Annotated in this window: 19 protein-coding genes and 1 tRNA gene; 12 read left to right on the top strand and 8 right to left on the bottom strand. The window is 57.2% G+C overall.

From position 1 onward, the window contains the following. Positions 1-111: 111 nt before the first annotated feature. The 5 genes from HF916_RS46385 to HF916_RS46365 all read left to right on the top strand — a co-directional run bounded on the left by HF916_RS46385 (position 112) and on the right by HF916_RS46365 (position 4,065). Complete coding sequence (locus HF916_RS46385) at positions 112-582, top strand: hypothetical protein (protein WP_168795277.1); 471 nt, start codon at positions 112-114, stop codon at positions 580-582. Continuing rightward, positions 579-929, top strand: a complete 351-nt coding sequence (locus tag HF916_RS46380) for a hypothetical protein (protein WP_168795276.1) — start codon at positions 579-581, stop codon at positions 927-929. The genes HF916_RS46385 and HF916_RS46380 overlap by 4 nt, the downstream gene beginning before the upstream one ends. 495 nt (positions 930-1,424) lie before the next feature. Next, a complete protein-coding gene (locus HF916_RS46375) occupies positions 1,425-2,219 on the top strand; it encodes a HesA/MoeB/ThiF family protein (protein ID WP_168795275.1) in 795 nt (264 codons plus the stop codon). Between the two features lie 338 nt (positions 2,220-2,557). After that, positions 2,558-2,896 carry a DUF7673 family protein gene (locus HF916_RS46370; protein ID WP_168795274.1) on the top strand — a complete coding sequence of 113 codons (339 nt, stop codon included), beginning with the start codon at positions 2,558-2,560 and terminating at the stop codon, positions 2,894-2,896. 173 nt (positions 2,897-3,069) lie between these two features. Further along, the gene (locus tag HF916_RS46365) at positions 3,070-4,065 is read left to right on the top strand and encodes a hypothetical protein (RefSeq protein WP_168795273.1); all 996 of its coding nucleotides are present in this window, start codon (positions 3,070-3,072) and stop codon (positions 4,063-4,065) included. Between the two features lie 433 nt (positions 4,066-4,498). Here the strand turns inward: HF916_RS46365 and HF916_RS46360 are convergent, their stop codons facing one another. Further along, the gene (locus HF916_RS46360) at positions 4,499-5,032 is read right to left on the bottom strand and encodes a hypothetical protein (RefSeq protein ID WP_168795272.1); all 534 of its coding nucleotides are present in this window, start codon (positions 5,030-5,032) and stop codon (positions 4,499-4,501) included. A gap of 448 nt (positions 5,033-5,480) precedes the next feature. Between HF916_RS46360 and HF916_RS46355 the strand changes: the two genes are divergently transcribed. Beyond that, a complete protein-coding gene (locus tag HF916_RS46355; RefSeq protein ID WP_168795271.1) occupies positions 5,481-5,828 on the top strand; it encodes a hypothetical protein in 348 nt (115 codons plus the stop codon). Between the two features lie 377 nt (positions 5,829-6,205). Here HF916_RS46355 and HF916_RS46350 read toward each other — a convergent pair whose 3' ends face one another. After that, complete coding sequence (locus HF916_RS46350) at positions 6,206-6,778, bottom strand: hypothetical protein (protein WP_168795270.1); 573 nt, start codon at positions 6,776-6,778, stop codon at positions 6,206-6,208. 643 nt (positions 6,779-7,421) lie between these two features. Here HF916_RS46350 and HF916_RS46345 point away from each other — a divergent pair. Both HF916_RS46345 and HF916_RS46340 read left to right on the top strand, forming a co-directional pair. After that, positions 7,422-8,201: a hypothetical protein gene (locus HF916_RS46345; protein ID WP_168795269.1), complete on the top strand. Its 780-nt coding sequence runs from the start codon at positions 7,422-7,424 to the stop codon at positions 8,199-8,201. Between the two features lie 21 nt (positions 8,202-8,222). Further along, positions 8,223-8,654, top strand: coding sequence for a hypothetical protein (locus HF916_RS46340; RefSeq protein ID WP_168795268.1), 432 nt, complete (start codon positions 8,223-8,225; stop codon positions 8,652-8,654). 1,062 nt (positions 8,655-9,716) lie between these two features. On the opposite strand, the gene HF916_RS46325 is transcribed toward HF916_RS46340, so the two are convergent. The 4 genes from HF916_RS46325 to HF916_RS46310 form a co-directional block, all read right to left on the bottom strand. Then, entirely contained in the window at positions 9,717-9,962 is a 246-nt protein-coding gene (locus tag HF916_RS46325) for a DUF2442 domain-containing protein (protein WP_168795265.1), read from the bottom strand. A gap of 199 nt (positions 9,963-10,161) precedes the next feature. After that, positions 10,162-11,763, bottom strand: a complete 1,602-nt coding sequence (locus HF916_RS46320; protein WP_168795264.1) for a site-specific integrase — start codon at positions 11,761-11,763, stop codon at positions 10,162-10,164. A gap of 173 nt (positions 11,764-11,936) precedes the next feature. Continuing rightward, a tRNA-Pro gene (locus HF916_RS46315) sits at positions 11,937-12,013 on the bottom strand. A 48-nt stretch (positions 12,014-12,061) separates the two neighbouring features. Beyond that, positions 12,062-13,054: a polyprenyl synthetase family protein gene (locus HF916_RS46310; RefSeq protein ID WP_168795263.1), complete on the bottom strand. Its 993-nt coding sequence runs from the start codon at positions 13,052-13,054 to the stop codon at positions 12,062-12,064. A gap of 238 nt (positions 13,055-13,292) precedes the next feature. On the opposite strand from HF916_RS46310, the gene rplU reads away from it, so the two are divergent. The 4 genes from rplU (at position 13,293) to proB (ending at position 16,435) form a co-directional block, all read left to right on the top strand. After that, positions 13,293-13,604 (top strand): 50S ribosomal protein L21, encoded by a 312-nt coding sequence (rplU, locus tag HF916_RS46305; RefSeq protein ID WP_006051835.1) that lies wholly within the window; start codon positions 13,293-13,295, stop codon positions 13,602-13,604. Between the two features lie 25 nt (positions 13,605-13,629). Continuing rightward, positions 13,630-13,893 (top strand): 50S ribosomal protein L27, encoded by a 264-nt coding sequence (gene rpmA, locus HF916_RS46300; RefSeq protein ID WP_007180330.1) that lies wholly within the window; start codon positions 13,630-13,632, stop codon positions 13,891-13,893. A gap of 232 nt (positions 13,894-14,125) precedes the next feature. Further along, on the top strand, positions 14,126-15,247 hold the full coding sequence (cgtA, locus tag HF916_RS46295; protein ID WP_168795262.1) for an Obg family GTPase CgtA: 1,122 nt from the start codon (positions 14,126-14,128) through the stop codon (positions 15,245-15,247). A 69-nt stretch (positions 15,248-15,316) separates the two neighbouring features. After that, positions 15,317-16,435, top strand: coding sequence for a glutamate 5-kinase (gene proB, locus HF916_RS46290; protein WP_168795261.1), 1,119 nt, complete (start codon positions 15,317-15,319; stop codon positions 16,433-16,435). Positions 16,436-16,544: 109 nt separating this feature from the next. Here proB and HF916_RS46285 read toward each other — a convergent pair whose 3' ends face one another. Together HF916_RS46285 and HF916_RS46280 are read right to left on the bottom strand one after the other, a co-directional pair. Then, a complete protein-coding gene (locus HF916_RS46285) occupies positions 16,545-17,102 on the bottom strand; it encodes a CNP1-like family protein (RefSeq protein ID WP_168795260.1) in 558 nt (185 codons plus the stop codon). 77 nt (positions 17,103-17,179) lie between these two features. Further along, entirely contained in the window at positions 17,180-17,920 is a 741-nt protein-coding gene (locus HF916_RS46280; RefSeq protein ID WP_168795866.1) for an RNA pyrophosphohydrolase, read from the bottom strand. Between the last annotated feature and the right edge of the window lie 126 nt (positions 17,921-18,046).

Below are 18,046 nucleotides of genomic sequence, written 5' to 3'. Positions count from 1 at the left end.
AAATAATTGCTAATAAGCAATTGACAGCCGAATTGGCAATGGTCTACACTTCGCAGCAAGATTGCTAAGTAGCAATTTTAACCATTCTAGCAACTTCTGACGAGGTGACCAATGAAAGTTGAAGATAACAACGGGCCGGCCTGCGAATCCCGGGAATCGCCTTCTAGCACTGACGGTCGCGGTGACGCCGTCGGAAGTCCGCCGGGATGCGAGGTCGTACGCGAAATGGAAATTCACGCTGAGATTCGCTTTCCCGACGGTCGAGACGAAATCATCGATTTGCAAATCGAGGAGTTGGGTGGGGCGAGGCCGCCCGAGCATGTTCATCACCATCACCACCATGGGGGCGGTGGGACGCATCCGCATTTGGTCGTGGTGGAAGTCGATAACCGCAAAGTGGAGGTGACGGCAGGGGACTACGTCGTTGCCGCATTCAAGGTGCAGGTCGGCGTAGCCGCCGACCGGCTGCTGGACCGCGTGCTGGGACCGGGCAAATTCGAAGAGCTGGCTGACGACCAGACCATTCAGGTGTGCGCGGGAGAAGTCTTCATTAGCCACGTTAAGCAAGGCAGTTCGTCATGAGCATCGACGCTCCTCAACTCGAGCCGCTCTTGGCCGTCTATCCCGACGCGAAGGTTGTGATAGACGGCGGACGAGGGTTCGTCGCTCTACCGTCCTTGCATATTGCGGTGGACGAACGCGTGTACGTGCTCGATGCGCTTTTGTCGCCGAAGGACGGTCCCGGATATCCAACAAGACTGTACCTCTCACAGCAAATAGCGGAGCGACAGACGATTGGCGCGATGGCGGCGAACTGGACCTGCGAAACCATCGGCGGTCGGCCGTGGCATACATGGTCGTGGAGGGATGTGCCGCAAGGCCTGCCGTTGCTCGAAATATTGTTGGCTCACATGAGAGCGTTGCGATGACGGCAAGCATAACAATCGATTCTGAGCTCTTGCGGAAAATTCACGAGGATTTGCATCGGCCTCACGCATTTGCTGCGGAGCGTGTCGGCTTCATCACGTGCAGCGCGGAACGCATCGACGCGACCTGGAGACTTGCCGCCTTGTCGTATGAGGGCGTACCCGACGCTGAATATATTGATGACCCTTCGGTGGGCGCGGCCGTTTCCGGAACGGCCTTCCGACGGCAAATGATGCGAGCACATGCCGAGCCGGTGAGCATCGTCCACGTTCATCGCCATGACCATCGAGGGCGACCTAATTTCAGTTCAGTCGACAGGCGAGAAAACCTGCGATTCATTCCTGATTTCCTTGTCGTTCGACCGGAAATTCCCCATGGAGCCATCGTGCTTAGCTATGACGAAGGGCACGCGTTGCTGTGGGACCCCTTAGTGCGCGAGCGGCCTACCGTCGCTCATATTTGCGTCGCCAGCGTGAGTCATCAACCGGAGTTGAAGCATGACCAATCGACACAGCAGACAGGGCTTTCTGGGGACGGACTCGGAGCTGAAAATTCAGTCGGCCACGGTCGCCGTCATCGGATTGTGCGGTGGTGGCTCGCATGTGTCGCAGCAATTAGCGCACATTGGCGTCGGTAATATTTTGTTGGTCGACCCGGACCACGCGGATGACACGAACATCAACCGCATGGTCGGCCTGACCCAGCACGAGGCTGCTGAGGAATCACCTAAGGCACAGGTTATTGGAGAAAAGTTGCGTTTGATTAATCCGGCAGCCAACATCGTAGCTATCCCAAAACAGTGGCAGGAAGTGCCGGATGCTTTGAAGACTTGCGCGGCAATTTTCGGATGCGTCGACTCCATCTCGGCACGTGAGCAACTGGAGCGCTTCAGCAGACGGTATGGCATTCCCTATATCGACGTGGGAATGGATGTGCATGGTGCGGACGGCCGATATTTCGTCACTGGTCAGGTAATCGCATCTTTGCCGCACCGACCCTGCATGCGCTGCATGGGATTCATCACCGACGAAAATCTGGCAGCGGAAGAGGCACGCTATGGTGCTGCAGGCGGGCGTGCGCAAGTGGTCTGGCCCAACGGCGTCCTGGCCTCGACGGCGGTCGGCATTTTCATGGCTTTGCACACTCCATGGAATACCGACCTCGACCCTACGCTCTACACCGAATACGACGGCAACCGAAACGTCCTTGCACCGAGCAATCGGCTTCAATACCTGCGAGGCGCCAAATGCCAGCACTTTGTTGGCACAGAATGCGTTGGAGATATTTTCTGACTCGTAAAGGGGTCAAGCGGCGTTTGACTCCCGGCTTCATTTTGCGTCATACGGCGTCTGCCGGAGGGGATTCGAGTAGATGTAGCTGTCGGTCTGCGTCGGAACGCAGCGCGTTGTATTTGCCGTAAATGTGCGCGTCTGGACCTCAACGAGGGGATTGCGCAAAGCTCTCGCTTATAACGGCCAGCTCAAAGTTCCGCCGTCGACCTTACCGTAGCCAAGAGCGAGCGGCAACACGAGCTGCGTTCCGCAACGGTCTTAGGACCAGTGTCCTTGTGGCAAGGCGATAAAAATCATCGCTAGACTTTTCATCTTCAACTCTCCGATGAGATGTCAGCATGAAAACTCCAGAACTTTCTCCCCGCTTCTCTGACAAACCGGGCGCTCAGGCCGCGTGGCGTCTTTTCGAGGTTTGCCGTTGCGCCAGCGGAGGCACCAAGCCAATAGCCGCATTTTTGACCAGCATGTACAACAACTGTTACGCGCAGCCCGACGCCTACCTGCTCTGCCGTCGGATTGACGATGAACATTTCGACGACGTTCTCACGGTGATGACGTGGTTCCGTGAGCAAGAGACCGGTTTTTTTGACATCCATGAAATATTCGGTCCGACCGGAGCGACTGTCATGGAGGACCTTATGTCGAGATTCGGCTTTTGGGATGCCGAGCCCTGCTGACTGAGCGCCCGGTCGGAAGGCCGGTCCTCGAGCAGACCGCCCATGCTCGGGGACACCGAGCCACAGACCGACGGCGACCATACTTCGCGATGGGACTCGGTCATTCAAGTTTCGGAAATGTGTGCCGATAATCCTAAGTGGTGTCGCATTGGCACAAGAATTTCTGAGCGAGGATGTCCGAATTGATAGCACAAGTAATATCGCTGGCCGCTTACAGGATAGAACGCCAACAACGACTCGAGCAATTGTTTGCCGCGACTCCAGGCGGTGACCGACTCGACGGTATAAGGAACAACCAGAAATCCACCTCCGCGCTTGTTCAAGCCATGTCCTTTGACTATCCGGAGGAACTTTGGCTCGCGGCTGATGGTTATCGATGGATGGGGTCTGACGATGCACAGCACGCTCAAGGGCGGGCATTCTATGAAGCGTTCGGTCTCGACTACGACCGATATGCAGCTTTTGTGAGCGAGGACGCCTTCGTCTCCAGCTTCAATGCGTTGTATGACGAAGCGGCCCTTCACGTACTCATCTATCTCGACAATCCCGCTGCATTCGAGATAGCGTCTGCGAACCGCGCGGACGCTTACCGTGAGTGGGCTCGCGCCGTCGCCAATGAGGACTTGGGCGCTGCGCGCGAGCGTGCGGATGCAGGCATGGCCGAACTGCTGAAAGGGCCGGCGACCGCACCGTCAAAACACGCAACTGAGTTGTTAGGTCGTGCTGCTCGCGTGCGAATGCATGGGGTAACGCGGCCGACGTCGCCGCGTTACCTGATTTCGAACGTTCTCAAATGGCGGCATACGCATTTTGTTGTCGACCGTTTTGGGGCGGTCTATATCCCGGACGCTGAGACGCATGCCCAGTTCGTCAGCTACCTTCAGCTATTTGGATACGAATACGCCGAAGTTAGTCACAACAAGCCGATGGTCCAAGACCTTTCAACGATTCTGCTACAAGAATTCGCGAAAGCGTTCTATGCATGCGCCTTCACGATGGAGGCGTTCGCATACAATTTTCCTGAGGCATCTCGCGACCTAGAACGTTACGTGAAAGCGTTGCTTTCGAATCGTCGCTCGACTGTTCGAAAGTTGCATAGCAAAGTCTGGCCCGAAATCGTCGCATGGGCAAAAACGCAACCTGCCAGGGAGGCTGGCTCCATGCGTTAGACAGCATCGTTTCCAAGCGTTGCAAGTTTCGATAGTCGTGACGAAAACGGCATTTTTCCAAAAGCACCGGGTGTTCAAAACTCCCGATTCATTTGTGGCGATTTTCGGGAGCAGGCACAAAAGCGCTGATGCGAGCGCGTCTAGCCCCATGCGCCGGCGATAACGAGAGGTGTGTTGTTGTTCCTGCTCTATTGACGGCTCGAAAGGCCTGCGCGGGCTCGAACTCGACGAAGGCGTTAGCATCGCCGAGCTTCTGCGCGGCCAGCGCGACTTGACCGACGAGGATGCACTTTAAACCAACGATACGGCTGTCCAGCGCTCGGTATGCTGAAATATGTGCAGACCGTTCATACGTCCGCATTCCAGGATGCTTCATTCGCGTCTAACTTCCGCGCGGTGCACAGAACGGGTGCCGCGCGGACCTGCGGTAATGCTAGCTTTGGTTCAAGATAGAAACAGAGTCATATGGCGGTACATCGAAAAGCGACTTATCTGCTGACTCGAACGTGTGTGTCAATTCTTCGTCCGTCAAATCTACGTAACGTTTGGTCCACAATTTTGGTTGGACGAATTTGGGAGCCGGTAGTGTCAATCTGGCATAAGAACAAAAAACATCATTACGTGCGAATGCAAGAAAAGATTCTAGGCCAATCGCCGCCTTAGATTCGTGAAGATAAAAATCGTAATTTGAAAGTAGAAAATCTTGTAATTGTTCCACGTTAACTAGTGCACGATAGGAATTGCAATCCTTGGTAAAGTACATTGCCAATTCATAAGCCTTTTTTGGGTTATCGAATGCTTCGCTCATCATAGATATGCCTCGACCACGCAGCACGGTCGAAGCTTCTAGAGCAAAATTCTTTAAAAAGAAAATCTCTTGAGAACGAAACACCAGGTCGGCACCATTAAGGGTGATGGTGTTTGTCGTTTTGTGTTGGTACGGTAATACATAGGTAATTGATTTCATTGTTTAATGTTTGTATCTATTTTTTGTGGAGGAAATTTTTTTAAGTGATAGGTTGACTATCTTTGATATCAGTAACTGGGTGAATCACCGCAGCAGTGTCACTCTATTCTGCCTGTCCATCGTGTATGCCCAAGATGTTCGTCAAGTTATCATTGGTCGGAGTTGAGCTTGTCTTTTCGGTTTGGATGAATTTGAGTCATTTTAAGACTGGCTTTTTTGCACTGTCAACGTATAAAATCATTGACATAGGGGTCAAGCGAGGTTTTCATAGTAAAATAAAAGCGAAATCAGTTTTTATACCGAACTAAATCTTTTTTAATGGCACGATTAACCATAACAAGATTAATGGTATAAAAATTTCAAGTGCAACGACGGGCGGTCGTCCACCCAGAGGCGATAAAAACGGCGGCTACACATTTCACCCTAATCACGTGATGAGACTGTTAGCATGAAAAAAAACAAAACCCCGCCCCTCGCTCCCGAGTTTCCCAACGCACCCGGCGCCCAGGCCGCCTGGCGTCTTTTCGAGGCATGCCAGCACATCGGCAGTACCTATCCTATAGCGAGCTTTCTTACCAGCCTCTACAACGCTCATTACGCTCGACCCGATGCGTTTCTGCTCTGTCGCCGAATCGGTGATGACGAATTTGACGACGTGATGGCCGTGATGAAGTGGTTCCGGGAGGCCCGACCCGGTGGGTTCGACTTGCATTACATCTTTGGCTCAACCGGCGACGCGGTCATGTTTGACCTGATGGACAGGTTTGGCTATTGGCCTTTGTCAAACAGTGACTAGACGGCGTAGGCCTTCGATTTCGCCGTCTCGCGACGCGGACGACCTGAAGGTCGGCGCCGAACTTCCGTCGCGCATCCTCGGGGTGCGGCTGAGACGTCATCACGCGCCCTAGGGCCGCCCATGTTTAGTTGAGACGTTACAGATGTAGCGCGCGTCACGCGTGGGACGTTGTCTCCACTCGAGCGCGCGTAAATACTCGGTGTCCTGCTGCAAACAGCAGGTTGCTCATCACCGGCAAGCGGGGTTATCACCTGGGCCCAATACAAATTTCGCTGTTCCCGTCAGCGAATCGGCGGATTTAGAATTCCCGTCTATTTACACCTAGCTTCTAACTAAGCGATTAGAAAATCTGCTCGCAATCCGAAGTTGTCGCAGGCTTAGCGTCGTTGCCCGTTCCCTTGTGGCGCATCTTCAATAGAAAAGGAAATCTCAGCCACCACGCCTGATTCATGAACTTTTGCCACGCGATTGAGAGGGAAAACTTCGTAGTGGCCTTCGAATGGGGTCTTGTCTATCGTTATTGTCTGCTGGCTAACACAGCGCTCGATTTGTCCGCTTATCCTATCGCGACTCTCCATCTCGAAACGAATTTCATACTCGTCGGCTCGCGGTAATCTGAACGACTCATGCGTTATTGGCCCGCCATTCGGGTCAACACCCATCCACTCAACACCTGCCACAGTGGGGTAGCGGAATTGCATTCCGTTCACAAACGCAGTGACGCGAACATCGGCATTTCTGAGCTCCTGAGAGAAAGGCAGAACGCCCTCAATAACCAGTAAGTACGCTTTCGTTGAAGAAATTGCAAACGCCTCAACCGGAGCATCCTCACCAGAGCGTGGAGCGTAAATCAGCGTGCCGCTGATTACGCCAATACATCCTACGATAAGCAACTTTGCCCATCGCGGATATAACGACAGGAACTTGATTATGTTTTCAACGGTTTCCATCCAGGTCTCCAGTCCCATAACCTGTCAACGGGGTTGCTCGCTGAAGTTACACGGTGAAGCGTCCTTTATCAACACCGGCTTGAAGTTGTGCCTCGCGAGCCGTCGTTGTGGACAGCAACGCTCAACCGCATGATGCGGGCGCTCAATTGCTTGCAGTGTGTCAGGTTGGTTTTGGAAACAGAAACGCATGGTCGAACTGATGACGAGCAGAACGGCTGGGGGAGATATGCTAATACCACAGCCGCCGGAGCACGAACTGCAACCGGCTACCACTGCGGGCCAATTCCTGTCTACATTGAAAGACACCTTACGGAGGAGCTAATCCGTGAGGTTTTTCTATCCAGCACAGACCTGCCCGCCTGACCAGTTAACCGGCTCGCTCACTATATGCTTCCCAAAATCTCACCGTATGGTTCCCGCTACACTGCCGCTTGGGTGACTCGCTGTGCCCGGAGGGGCGGGGGGCGGCTAATGCCTTCGCCTCGCAGTCGTGATGGTCGTTTTGCTGACGTATGCATCGAACCTTTGAGTGGTTTGCGCGCGATGCCACCGCAAAACTCCCAGTTCATTCGTGTGGTGAGGCGTTAGCCTCATCGCACACTCATCGGTTGCTATACGAGGAAATAAACTCGTGGAGCAACCGATGTCGGACCTGGATATTCTCGCCCGGATAAAAATCCCCAGAAACAATACTGCCGCGATGCAGTTGATGATGCTGTACGCGCAGTCGGGTCATTTCGCGTGGACGAGTGACACCGTGAAGCCAGACTACGTGCACAAACTTTCGCAGAAGTTTCACGACACCTTGCACATCGGCCGCGCGGCGCATCAACGCGTCTACTACAAGAAGAAGAACGAGGCCTCGGTGCATCTCGTCGCGTTGCCCGATGGCGCGTATGTACGGTGGGTGCTGATGTCGACGCGCGGTAAAGCGGGGCTGCTGGACCGCTCGATTTCGGCGCCGGGGGTAGTGCGAGACCTGCGCGCTCGAGGAGAGCACTTGCGCTGGCGGCACTACGAGATGTTCCGCATGCAGAAGCGGTTTCATATCGGGGGCTCGGATATATCGACGGATGAAACTTGGTCATGGCGGATTGTCCAGAGCGACTACCGGGCGCACGAAGCATGGCTGGTCGAACACGCGAAACGGCATGACCGTCCCGCTATCGTCAGGCAGTTGGAGGCATTGCGCGCAATGCCGATGTTTGCGGGCATCCGGACGCAGGTCGGCCGGCTGCATAGGGAGGCCGAAAAAATCTGGCGCAAGTGCAATCCCGCTGCTCAACCGCTGGAACCGCCTGGGCGTCTTCCCATCATGACCAAGTTGCCGATTTACGCGGTTCCCCCAGAAACTGTATTGACGTTCTCACGTGACTATACAAAGAAGACCGACTCGTGCAATCGGCACGAGCGGGCCATTTAACTCACTGTCGAGGACATAACAATGGGCATGAACGGCGTAGTGGAAGAACTATTGGCGATGGACTGGGTAGTAGCCGCCGAGGTCACACGGATTTCGGAGAGTTCAGAGTTCGTTCTACACGGTCTCTTTTTTCCTGTCGACTATGCGATGGGTGACGAGTGGGCGAACGACTTTGGCCTGGACGAGGTCGAGGCTGCAACTCTCGCGTCACCGGCGGACTGGATGTCGCAGCAGGAGCGTAATGGCATTTTCGTACCGGGAACCTATCCAGTCGAGCCTTGCGACCTGCGATTCTGGCGGCAAACGGCACCGGAGCGCTATTTCGTTACGCTCGAGGTCAACGCACGGGAGTTCTCCATCGTACGCCATATTGCATCTTGCGCCCGCTCACTGGGTCTGGGACGTTTAATCGGCGAAGATGGCGGCATCACGTCCGCGCAGACTGAGCATTGATTCGCAGCTCGCACCGCTGGTGCGAGCTGCTCGACTTTTACTGCGCTTCTTCAACGTTCTGTCCGTAACACTGAGAGCGGAATCGGCCCACGTCACACATTGCGGCCGCAAGTCCGGCCTCCAGTCCCTCTCGCGAGACGCCCCCTCTCTTGCGGAATGCCGAGACCTCCGCGTCAGTACCGAATCGCTCGCCGTGATAGTGACGTCGAAGCCCAAAGCGGTACGCATAAAGATATTCGGATTCTTCCGTACTTTCGCAATTATCGAGCCATAACTCGGCAGCCGACATCCGCTTGATGAACTGTTGGTTGGTAATCACTTTGCTCATGTTTTTAAATATTATAAATTTAGAAGACGTATCAATAAATCTGCCGCGTGTGTCAGCGCTTGTTTGCCAATCCACAATCCCGTGCCCGCGCCATTGGTGAGACAGAGTATTGTGCGGGGACAACGGGTGAAACGGCCTCGGTTGAAATCTGTCCGCGCAATTCCGCAAGCACGACCAGGTTATGGACCGCACTTCGTCGTGGCTTGCCCGATGCGTCATTGAGATTAATTCTAGTGCAGAAAGGACAATTTGTGGATTAATCCACGAGGTGACTAGTGGTATATAAATTTATACGTTAATTATTTATACCGTGCTTACTGGAATTTGAAATTCGGGATTAAATGAGGTGCGCAGAATTGCTCGGAAAGGACTCGCCCGCCGAAATGGCGGGCTTTAAATCAAAAAATCTACCCAAGGATTAGAACAGGAACCCGGCTTAACCCGACCAAATAATGTCCTGCAGCAACCAACTGTCCAAGCAACCGGTTGGCTGCCACTTCTGTGTCGCAGTATTCGACGTGCGACTCTGCAACATCGGTGTCCTTCGACCGGGTCTCGAGGCGCCACTGCGCGTCGATTCGAATTGACGGGACGTTGCCGCCGGGGCGTACCACCCTGACGTCGGGGTCGACGGCTTTCAAGGCATCCAGTAAATGCCCAACATGCATGACGGTTCTCCGGAAAGCAGGCGGTTTGCCTGCAGTGACGTATAGCGACGGCTCGAAGTTGGGTGCTTAACCCTTGTTCCTGGACGTCTGGTCGCCTTGTCCACGAAGAAGGGCGGGGACGCTAATGTCCTCGTCGAGTTCGGGCCAATGGAGTCCTAAGCCCGAACTGCTGATACGAACAACGCGGAGTTGCGCGGCAGTCGCATTCAGCAACACTGGGAACCAGCTTAACGGCACAGTGAGTAATCGGCCGTCCGAAAGTGTGACGGTGAAGGTATCTGCATCAACGGAAATTTCGATAGCGCTGGTCATGGGGCCTTGATGCGCTTTAACAGATGAGTGGGGCGCAGTGAGGAAGTGGTTGAGCAGGAAAGCGCCGGAAGCGGACCGGCGCTGCCCTCATCTCCCAACAATAGACGAGAGACGGGGTGCTCGGCGGCTGAGACGGCTTGTAGTGCTGCCGAGAGCGTTGGTCTCGGTACGAGGAAGCAGGACCGGTCGCAACTATGCTCTACCGTGAAACCATCTCATGGCGCGTGCGCCGCTCCGACGCGTCGGCGGGCTTACTCTCGCGTGTTCTGAACGGGATAACATTCTGGGCAGTGGGTATAGGAAGTGATACCACGTCGGCCCCAGAGTTTGCGGCGACGGCATGCGCGAGCGTTACGCCGGCCGCCGGATTCAGGCGCCGGCGTCCTCGGTGACTCAAGGTGTCAGGAGCGCCAGGGGCGCCGAGTGCCTCGTCGAGGCGCTCCGCGAGTTGTTTCGCACAAAGGTGCGCGTACCGCAGCAGCATCCGCGTATCCCGATGTCCGCTGAACGCTTGCAAATCGACTAGTGAGAACTTCCCGGTCTCTGCGACGCGCGAAATGCCTTCGTGGCGCAGGTCATGAATGTGAAGGTCGGCCAGACCGGCGCGCTCCGTCATTCGGCTCCACGCATGCTTGAGCGCATCCTCGCCGAGCGGAAACACGCGGGCGTCGTTGCGTGGCAGTGTCTTGAGGATGTTGACTAGGTCGAGGCGCAGGGGCAGCTTACGGGGTTTACCATTTTTGGTTTCCGGCAGGTACGCGGTGCGTTCGTCGAAATCGACGTTGTTCCAAAGCAGGCCGAGTGACTCTCCCCGACGGGCAGCGGTCATCAATTGGAACGACACGAATGCCTCGAAGAACGCGACGTGAGTGTAGTCCTGTTCGGCTTCAGCCCGGCAGGCCGCGAGCGCAGCCTTGATGTAGTTTTTTTTCTGATAGATGGTCGGGTGATGCGCAGCTGCGGAGCGGGCGTTGACCATCAACTCCTCGGCGCGCAACTCGATGGAACGCTGCCGGTCTTCGTCCCGCGCTGCCGCCAGCAGTCGCGCTTCTTCGCCCGCCTTCAGTCGGCGGTCGCGTTCGTTAAAGTAGCGCGGCCGACGCACGCCGGTCATCGGATTTTCGCCGACCCGATATTTCCAGACCTTTGTCGCCACACTGCAGATGGACGACAGCACGTCGATTTCGCGGTCGACGGTGGCAGGGGCGACCACGTCGAGTCGGTCGCGGATGTATTCCTCGATGTCGGTGGTCTGGACCTGCGGGAACGGCTTTAGCATCCACTGCAGGCCAGTTGCCGGCTTGCGCATTGCGCCGCGCGCGGTGGTGGCGCTCCCAGCCTGCGCGATTTCCGCATCGCGCTGCGCGAGACGCTTCACCAGTCCGCCGTTGACGTCCTCAAGCCAGCCGGAGCATTTGTACTTCTCGACTTTCTCCCAGCCTTTGTGCTTCGGGCCTTCCTCCCTCACGTAGCGCTCAATCAGGTCGACAAATGTGACCTGATGGGCCTTCGTATAGTCGATGAACAGCCCGCTCTCGCGCTCGCCCTCGACGCGGTTGACTACGCGGTCGGCTTCGGCAAACGAGGAGGCGGTATAACTGAAATTCGGGTAACCCTTCTGCAGGATGCGTACCTCTATCCTGTTCTCGTGCTGTCCGAGAAGGGGTTTGTACTTCCGGGCGACCAGTTCAGCGCAGTAAGCTTGCGCCTTGGCGAGATGGTTGTGCGGGAATTCGCGGTATAGGTCGTTTTTGTTTTTGACGCTAACGAAGAGCCGGCTGCGGTTATTGATGGTGGCCATACGGTGGAGTTCTCCTGTTGAGAGTGGAAAACTCGTATAAGGACCAGGTTTAGCCTTCACGACAGAAAGTCGCGAAAGCAGCCAACCGTAACGCAGATTTAACGCAGAATTTCCAAAAACAAAAAACCGCCGAGCAAGCTGGGCGGTTTTGACCTTGATTTACAAGGGAATTCTGGTCGGGGTGAGAGGATTCGAACCTCCGGCCTCTACGTCCCGAACGTAGCGCTCTACCAGGCTAAGCTACACCCCGATGTGTACTGCAGACTCGATTCAGACTAAGTCGGCGTTTCAGTCTCGTTCAAGACTGCCTTGCCGTCGAGTAAGAACATAATTCTAGCAGGCTCTCTTTAAAAATGGAATCGGGAAATGAAGAAATTGCTGCTGCGGCGGCCTGTGCTTCCTGTTTCGCGCATTCGAGCGTGTGATCCAGCGCGCCGGAGCGCGTGATCGCCTCGAAAATGGTGTCGAAACGGTCCGTGCCGCCTTGCTCGATCACTTCCCGCGCGAGCGCCGACTGCTCCGGCGTGCCGCGTTCAATCAGATAGATCAGCGGAAGGGTGGGTTTGCCTTCGCGAAGGTCGTCGCCGGCGTTCTTGCCCATCGATTCGGCCGTGCCCGTGTAGTCGAGCCAGTCGTCCATGATCTGGAACGCGGTGCCGATGCGCCGGCCGAATTCGGCCGCGGCGGCTTCCGTTTTCGCGTCCGAGCCGGCCAGCACCGCGCCCAATTGGGCGGCTGCTTCGAACAGCTTGGCGGTCTTGTAGCGGATCACCTGCATGTAGCGGGCTTCGTCCACGTCGGCGTCGTGCATGTTCAGGAGCTGCAGCACTTCGCCCTCGGAGATGATGTTGGTCGCCTCCGACAGAATCTCCATTACGCGCATCTTGCCCACGCCGACCATCATCTGGAACGAGCGTGAGTACAGGAAGTCGCCCACCAGCACGCTCGCGGCGTTGCCGAACAGCGCGTTGGCGGTCTGGCGGCCGCGCCGCAGGTCGGATTCGTCGACCACGTCGTCGTGCAGCAGCGTGGCCGTATGGATGAATTCGACGACCGCGGCCAGTTCATGCCGGTGCCCCGTGGTTTCGCCCAGGGCGCCCGCCACCAGCAGCAGCAGCGCGGGCCGCAGCCGCTTGCCGCCGGCGCTGATGATGTACTCGGAAATCTGATTGATCAGCATCACGTCGGACGCAAGACGGTGCCGTATGACGCGATTGACCTGCTGCATGTCTTCGGCGATCGGAGCGAGCAGGCTGGCGGCGTTGGAGGAGGGGGTGGCAGTCGACGACATGATGGCTGAATTGGGTAGTGCCGCGAATTATAAGGCGAATCGCGACAGTTCCGGGTCGCAGGCTGCGGCGCGGCTGTTCCGGGCGGCGGCAGAACCGCGCGTCAGGGCTGTGCGGCAAGGCGCCGACCGCCACGCGCGGCGCCACTCAATGAGTTTTGACCGAGTAGCTAACTCTATGTATAATCACGGGTTTCCGCGCGCGGTGCGTGGGAAAAATGAACACAGAGTGAGGTTCTCAATGTACGCGGTCATAAAAACCGGTGGCAAGCAGTATAAAGTTGCCGTCGGCGAAAAACTTAAAGTAGAACAGATACCGGCAGACATTGACGCTGAAATCACGCTCGACCAGGTTCTCGCAGTGGGCGAAGGCGAATCGATTAAGTTCGGTGCGCCGCTGGTCAGTGGGGCTTCCGTCAAGGCTACCGTCGTGTCGCAAGGTCGTCACAAGAAAGTGACCATCTTTAAAATGCGTCGCCGGAAGCACTACCAGAAGCATGGCGGCCACCGCCAGAACTATACCGAACTGCGCATCGACGCGATCAACGCGTAAGCGCACCGGTTAAGGAGCAAATCAAATGGCACACAAAAAGGCAGGCGGATCATCCCGCAACGGCCGCGACTCCGAATCGAAGCGCCTTGGCGTGAAGGTTTACGGCGGTCAGGCTATCAACGCTGGCGGCATCATCGTTCGTCAACGTGGCACGCGTATGCACCCGGGCGAAAACGTTGGCATCGGCAAGGATCACACCTTGTTCGCGCTGACGGACGGCCACGTCAATTTCTCGACGAAGGGCGCAGCGAAGAAGCACATGGTCAACGTCGTCCCGGCAGCAGTCTGAGTTTACTCAGGCACGGGCTTCAGGACCGGAAAAAGGCCCCGCGAAGTTAGCGGGGCCTTTTTTATTCCGGCGGTTTTCGCCGGATGAATGGGCAGGAATGCCCTTCATGCCGATATGCCCTATGCCGTTCGGTCGATTGATCGGCTCGCGGCGGGCGCGGCAAAATAGCAGCATCCAGTAGCATCAAATTTAGCAGCACCATCTGGCAGCACACCACGGGACGGAGTTACGCATGAAGTTCATTGACGAAGCGAGGATTGAAGTCATCGCCGGCGACGGAGGGGATGGCAGCGCGTCGATGCGCCGCGAGAAATTCGTTCCGTTCGGCGGCCCGGATGGCGGCGACGGCGGCCGGGGCGGCAGCGTGATCGCGGTCGCGGACCGCAACATCAATACGCTGATCGACTACCGCTATGCGAAGAAACACCTGGCGCGCAACGGCGAAAACGGCCGCGGCGCGGACTGCTACGGCAAGGGCGGCGACGACATCACGTTGCGCATGCCGGTCGGCACCACCATCACCGACATGGAGACCGGCGAACTGATCGCCGATCTGACCGAGCACAACCAGAGCGTGCAGATCGCTCAGGGCGGCGCGGGCGGTCTCGGTAACCTGCATTTCAAATCCAGTACGAACCGCGCGCCGCGTCAGAAAACGGACGGCAAACCGGGCGAGCGCCGCATGGTGCGCCTCGAGCTGAAGGTGCTGGCGGACGTCGGTCTGCTCGGCATGCCGAACGCCGGCAAATCGACCTTCATCTCGTCGGTATCGAACGCGAGGCCGAAGATCGCCGACTACCCGTTCACGACGCTTGCGCCGAATCTCGGTGTGGTGCGCGTCGGGCCGAGCCGCAGCTTCGTGATCGCCGACATTCCTGGCTTGATTGAAGGCGCAGCGGAAGGCGCGGGCCTTGGCCACCAGTTCCTGCGTCACTTGCAGCGCACGGGCTTGTTGCTGCATATCGTCGACCTCGCACCGTTCGACGATGCGGTCGATCCGGTCGCGGAAGCCAAGGCGATCGTCAACGAACTGCGCAAGTACGACGAGCTGTTGTATGAAAAGCCGCGCTGGCTGGTGCTGAACAAGTTGGACATGGTGCCCGAAGACGAGCGCGAAGCGCGTGTCTCGGCGTTCCTCGAAGGCTACGGCTGGGACGGTCCGGTGTTCGAAATCTCGGCGCTGACTGGCCAAGGCTGCGAAAACCTCTGCTACGCGGTGTTCGACCACATCGCCGCGCATTCGGATGCACAGCGCGCAGCGGAAGCCGAAGATCTCGCGGCGGACGTGCGTTTTCGAGAGAAGCCGGAAGCCCCGGCCGCCGCGGACGACGTCGGCATCGACCCGCAGGCATAAAAAGCTCCAGCGCCGGCGCCCGAGCGGGCTGCCGGTAAGCACACGCGTCATCTTGGGAGACCGCGCACAATGCGTTCCGTCATCGCAGATTCACGGCGATTGGTAGTGAAAGTCGGTTCGAGCCTCGTCACGAATGACGGGCGCGGCCTCGATCATGCCGCTATCGGCCGCTGGGCCGCGCAGATTGCCGCGCTGCGCGCGCAAGGCAAGGAAGTGGTGCTCGTCAGTTCGGGCGCCATTGCCGAAGGAATGCAACGGCTCGGTTGGACCAAACGGCCACGCGAGATCGACGAACTGCAAGCGGCCGCGGCCGTCGGTCAAATGGGTCTCGCGCAGGTCTACGAAAGCCGCTTTGCCGAGCATTCCATTCAGACCGCGCAGATTCTGCTGACGCACGCCGATCTGGCCGATCGCGAACGCTATCTGAATGCGCGCTCCACACTGCTCACGCTTCTGCGCTTGGGTGTGGTGCCGATCATCAACGAGAACGACACGGTCGTCACCGACGAAATCAAATTCGGCGACAACGATACGTTGGGTGCGCTCGTCGCGAACCTGATCGAAGGCGACGCACTCGTCATCCTCACTGATCAGCAAGGGCTTTTCACCGCCGACCCACGCAAGGATCCGACTGCCACGCTGGTCCAGCAAGCCGATGCCGGCGCGCCGGATCTCGAAGCGATGGCGGGCGGCGCGGGTTCGAGTCTCGGTCGTGGCGGCATGCTGACCAAGATTCTCGCCGCCAAGCGCGCGGCGCACAGTGGCGCCAATACGGTGATCGCAAGCGGGCGCGAAGCGGATGTGTTGTCGCGGCTGGCCTCGGGCGAGGCGATCGGCACGCAGTTGATCGCGCGCACGGCGCGGATGGCGGCGCGCAAGCAATGGATGGCGGATCACTTGCAGGTGCGCGGGCATGTGGTGATCGACGACGGCGCCGTCGAAAAACTGACCGAAGGCGGCAAGAGCCTGCTGCCTATCGGTATCGTCGGCGTTCAGGGTGCGTTTGCGCGCGGTGAAGTGATCGCTTGTCTGAGCGCCGCAGGGCGCGAAGTGGCGCGCGGCCTGACGAACTACAGCAGCGCGGAAACCAAGCTGATTCAGCGGCGCCCAAGTGGCGAGATTGAATCGGTGCTTGGCTATATGCTCGAACCGGAGCTGATTCACCGCGACAACCTGGTGCTGATCTAAGTCACTGATAGTCGCCAAGCGCGGGGACACGGATACGGCAAACAAAAAGCCGTTTCAGCGGGAGCTGGAACGGCTTTTTTCACGCCCGCAACCTGCGTCGATCCAAAGCTCAGTGAATCGACGAACTCGCTGTGCGCTTATAGCGGATGTTCTCCAGAATCGAGGCCGCGTTCCCCATGGGTATCTTGTTCGCGCACAGGTAGTCCTGATACAGCGCCGCCTGATAGGCGTTCAGCGCGCCATTCTCGATGCGCGTGAAGTCGTTCGCGACGGTTGTATCCCAGCCGTCGTGATCAGAATTCAGGCCCGCATACTGGCGCCATTCATACGTGTCGCAGCGAATCCCTTCATAGATTACGTTACGAGCGCCGCTCGGGCTTGCCACGACGACGGTAAAGCGAACCACTCCGTCCGTACCCACGGTCAGGGAATTCCGGTCGACCGCGAACTGCAGCGGCGTATTGCCAGACACTTCGAAGGGCAGCAGATTCGACTCTTGCGGCAGCGGCGGCAGAGTGTCGACCTTGTTCTCTACCCAGTTGCTCTGGCGGTCCAGCAAATAGGTAAACGCGCTGTCGTCTTTATTAGTAGGTTTGCCGGCACTCGAACAACCAGCCAGCAGGGCGCCGGTGGCGACGCACGCCACGACGAGAGCAAGTGCTTTCAATATGATTTCCTCGAAACACTGGCGCGGCTCGACCAGCCGCGCCAGAGAGAGGCGGCGTGGACAGCCGCACAGAGTTGTTAATTGCGCACGCCCGGGCGGAACAGCGAGCCGGCCGTTTCGCCTGCCGATTCGTCTTCGTGTTCCGGCGCGGCGTCGACTTCTGCCGTTGAGCCGGACCCCGGACCGCAATCGGCCGCGATCGTTACGTGAAGCGATGTTTCGATGCTGACGGTGGTCACAGAAGTCACCGTCATTACCGTGGAATCCGGCGGACTTTCCATTGACGACGCTATCCGGGGATAACGCGGCCCATGGTGCCCGCCAGGTTTTTCCGCACGCGGCGCAGCCCGGCGCATGAAACGGGATAGCTCCGTCAGCGCCAACTGATATACATCCCGCTTGAACTCGATCACACAGTCGAGCGGCACCCAGTACTCGTTCCAGCGCCACGCATCGAACTCAGGGTGGTCGGTGGCGCGCAAGCAGATGTCGCAATCGCGTCCAACCATCCGGAGCAAAAACCAGATTTGTTTCTGGCCGCGGTAATGACCGCGTACTTCGCGCTTGATGAACTTGTCAGGCACCTCGTAACGCAACCAGTCGCGCGTGCGACCAATCACCTTGACGTGCTCAGGAAGCAGCCCGGTTTCTTCGTGTAACTCCCGATACATCGCTTGCACGGGGGTCTCTCCGTACTTGATGCCCCCTTGCGGAAACTGCCAGGAATGTTCACGGAGCCGTTTGCCCCAAAACACCTCGTTGTGCGCGTTCAAGAGGATGATGCCGACGTTCGGGCGAAAGCCTTCACGATCCAGCATACAACCACCTTCGAATCCTTTAAAATTGCTTTGATTATAAACAGATAACGCGCCTGACGCACCGATTCGCGCCAGATTGGAACGATTCGCCGCCAAAGACCCGCGTTTGCGGTAGCCTGTCAGTCT

It is taken from the genome of Paraburkholderia aromaticivorans (assembly GCF_012689525.1).
GTDB classification, from domain to species: Bacteria; Pseudomonadota; Gammaproteobacteria; order Burkholderiales; family Burkholderiaceae; genus Paraburkholderia; species Paraburkholderia aromaticivorans_A.
This window is presented reverse-complemented; position numbering and strand designations above follow the sequence as displayed.

Excerpts from the sequence above, each read along its gene's own strand:
- HF916_RS46385 (WP_168795277.1), top strand. The coding sequence starts at position 112 with ATGAAAGTTGAAGATAACAACGGGCCGGCCTGCGAATCCCGGGAATCG.
- HF916_RS46380 (WP_168795276.1), top strand. The coding sequence starts at position 579 with ATGAGCATCGACGCTCCTCAACTCGAGCCGCTCTTGGCCGTCTATCCC.
- HF916_RS46375 (WP_168795275.1), top strand. The coding sequence starts at position 1,425 with ATGACCAATCGACACAGCAGACAGGGCTTTCTGGGGACGGACTCGGAG.
- HF916_RS46370 (WP_168795274.1), top strand. The coding sequence starts at position 2,558 with ATGAAAACTCCAGAACTTTCTCCCCGCTTCTCTGACAAACCGGGCGCT.
- HF916_RS46365 (WP_168795273.1), top strand. The coding sequence starts at position 3,070 with ATGTCCGAATTGATAGCACAAGTAATATCGCTGGCCGCTTACAGGATA.
- HF916_RS46360 (WP_168795272.1), bottom strand. The coding sequence starts at position 5,032 with ATGAAATCAATTACCTATGTATTACCGTACCAACACAAAACGACAAAC.
- HF916_RS46355 (WP_168795271.1), top strand. The coding sequence starts at position 5,481 with ATGAAAAAAAACAAAACCCCGCCCCTCGCTCCCGAGTTTCCCAACGCA.
- HF916_RS46350 (WP_168795270.1), bottom strand. The coding sequence starts at position 6,778 with ATGGAAACCGTTGAAAACATAATCAAGTTCCTGTCGTTATATCCGCGA.
- HF916_RS46345 (WP_168795269.1), top strand. The coding sequence starts at position 7,422 with ATGTCGGACCTGGATATTCTCGCCCGGATAAAAATCCCCAGAAACAAT.
- HF916_RS46340 (WP_168795268.1), top strand. The coding sequence starts at position 8,223 with ATGGGCATGAACGGCGTAGTGGAAGAACTATTGGCGATGGACTGGGTA.
- HF916_RS46325 (WP_168795265.1), bottom strand. The coding sequence starts at position 9,962 with ATGACCAGCGCTATCGAAATTTCCGTTGATGCAGATACCTTCACCGTC.
- HF916_RS46320 (WP_168795264.1), bottom strand. The coding sequence starts at position 11,763 with ATGGCCACCATCAATAACCGCAGCCGGCTCTTCGTTAGCGTCAAAAAC.
- HF916_RS46310 (WP_168795263.1), bottom strand. The coding sequence starts at position 13,054 with ATGTCGTCGACTGCCACCCCCTCCTCCAACGCCGCCAGCCTGCTCGCT.
- rplU (WP_006051835.1), top strand. The coding sequence starts at position 13,293 with ATGTACGCGGTCATAAAAACCGGTGGCAAGCAGTATAAAGTTGCCGTC.
- rpmA (WP_007180330.1), top strand. The coding sequence starts at position 13,630 with ATGGCACACAAAAAGGCAGGCGGATCATCCCGCAACGGCCGCGACTCC.
- cgtA (WP_168795262.1), top strand. The coding sequence starts at position 14,126 with ATGAAGTTCATTGACGAAGCGAGGATTGAAGTCATCGCCGGCGACGGA.
- proB (WP_168795261.1), top strand. The coding sequence starts at position 15,317 with ATGCGTTCCGTCATCGCAGATTCACGGCGATTGGTAGTGAAAGTCGGT.
- HF916_RS46280 (WP_168795866.1), bottom strand. The coding sequence starts at position 17,920 with ATGCTGGATCGTGAAGGCTTTCGCCCGAACGTCGGCATCATCCTCTTG.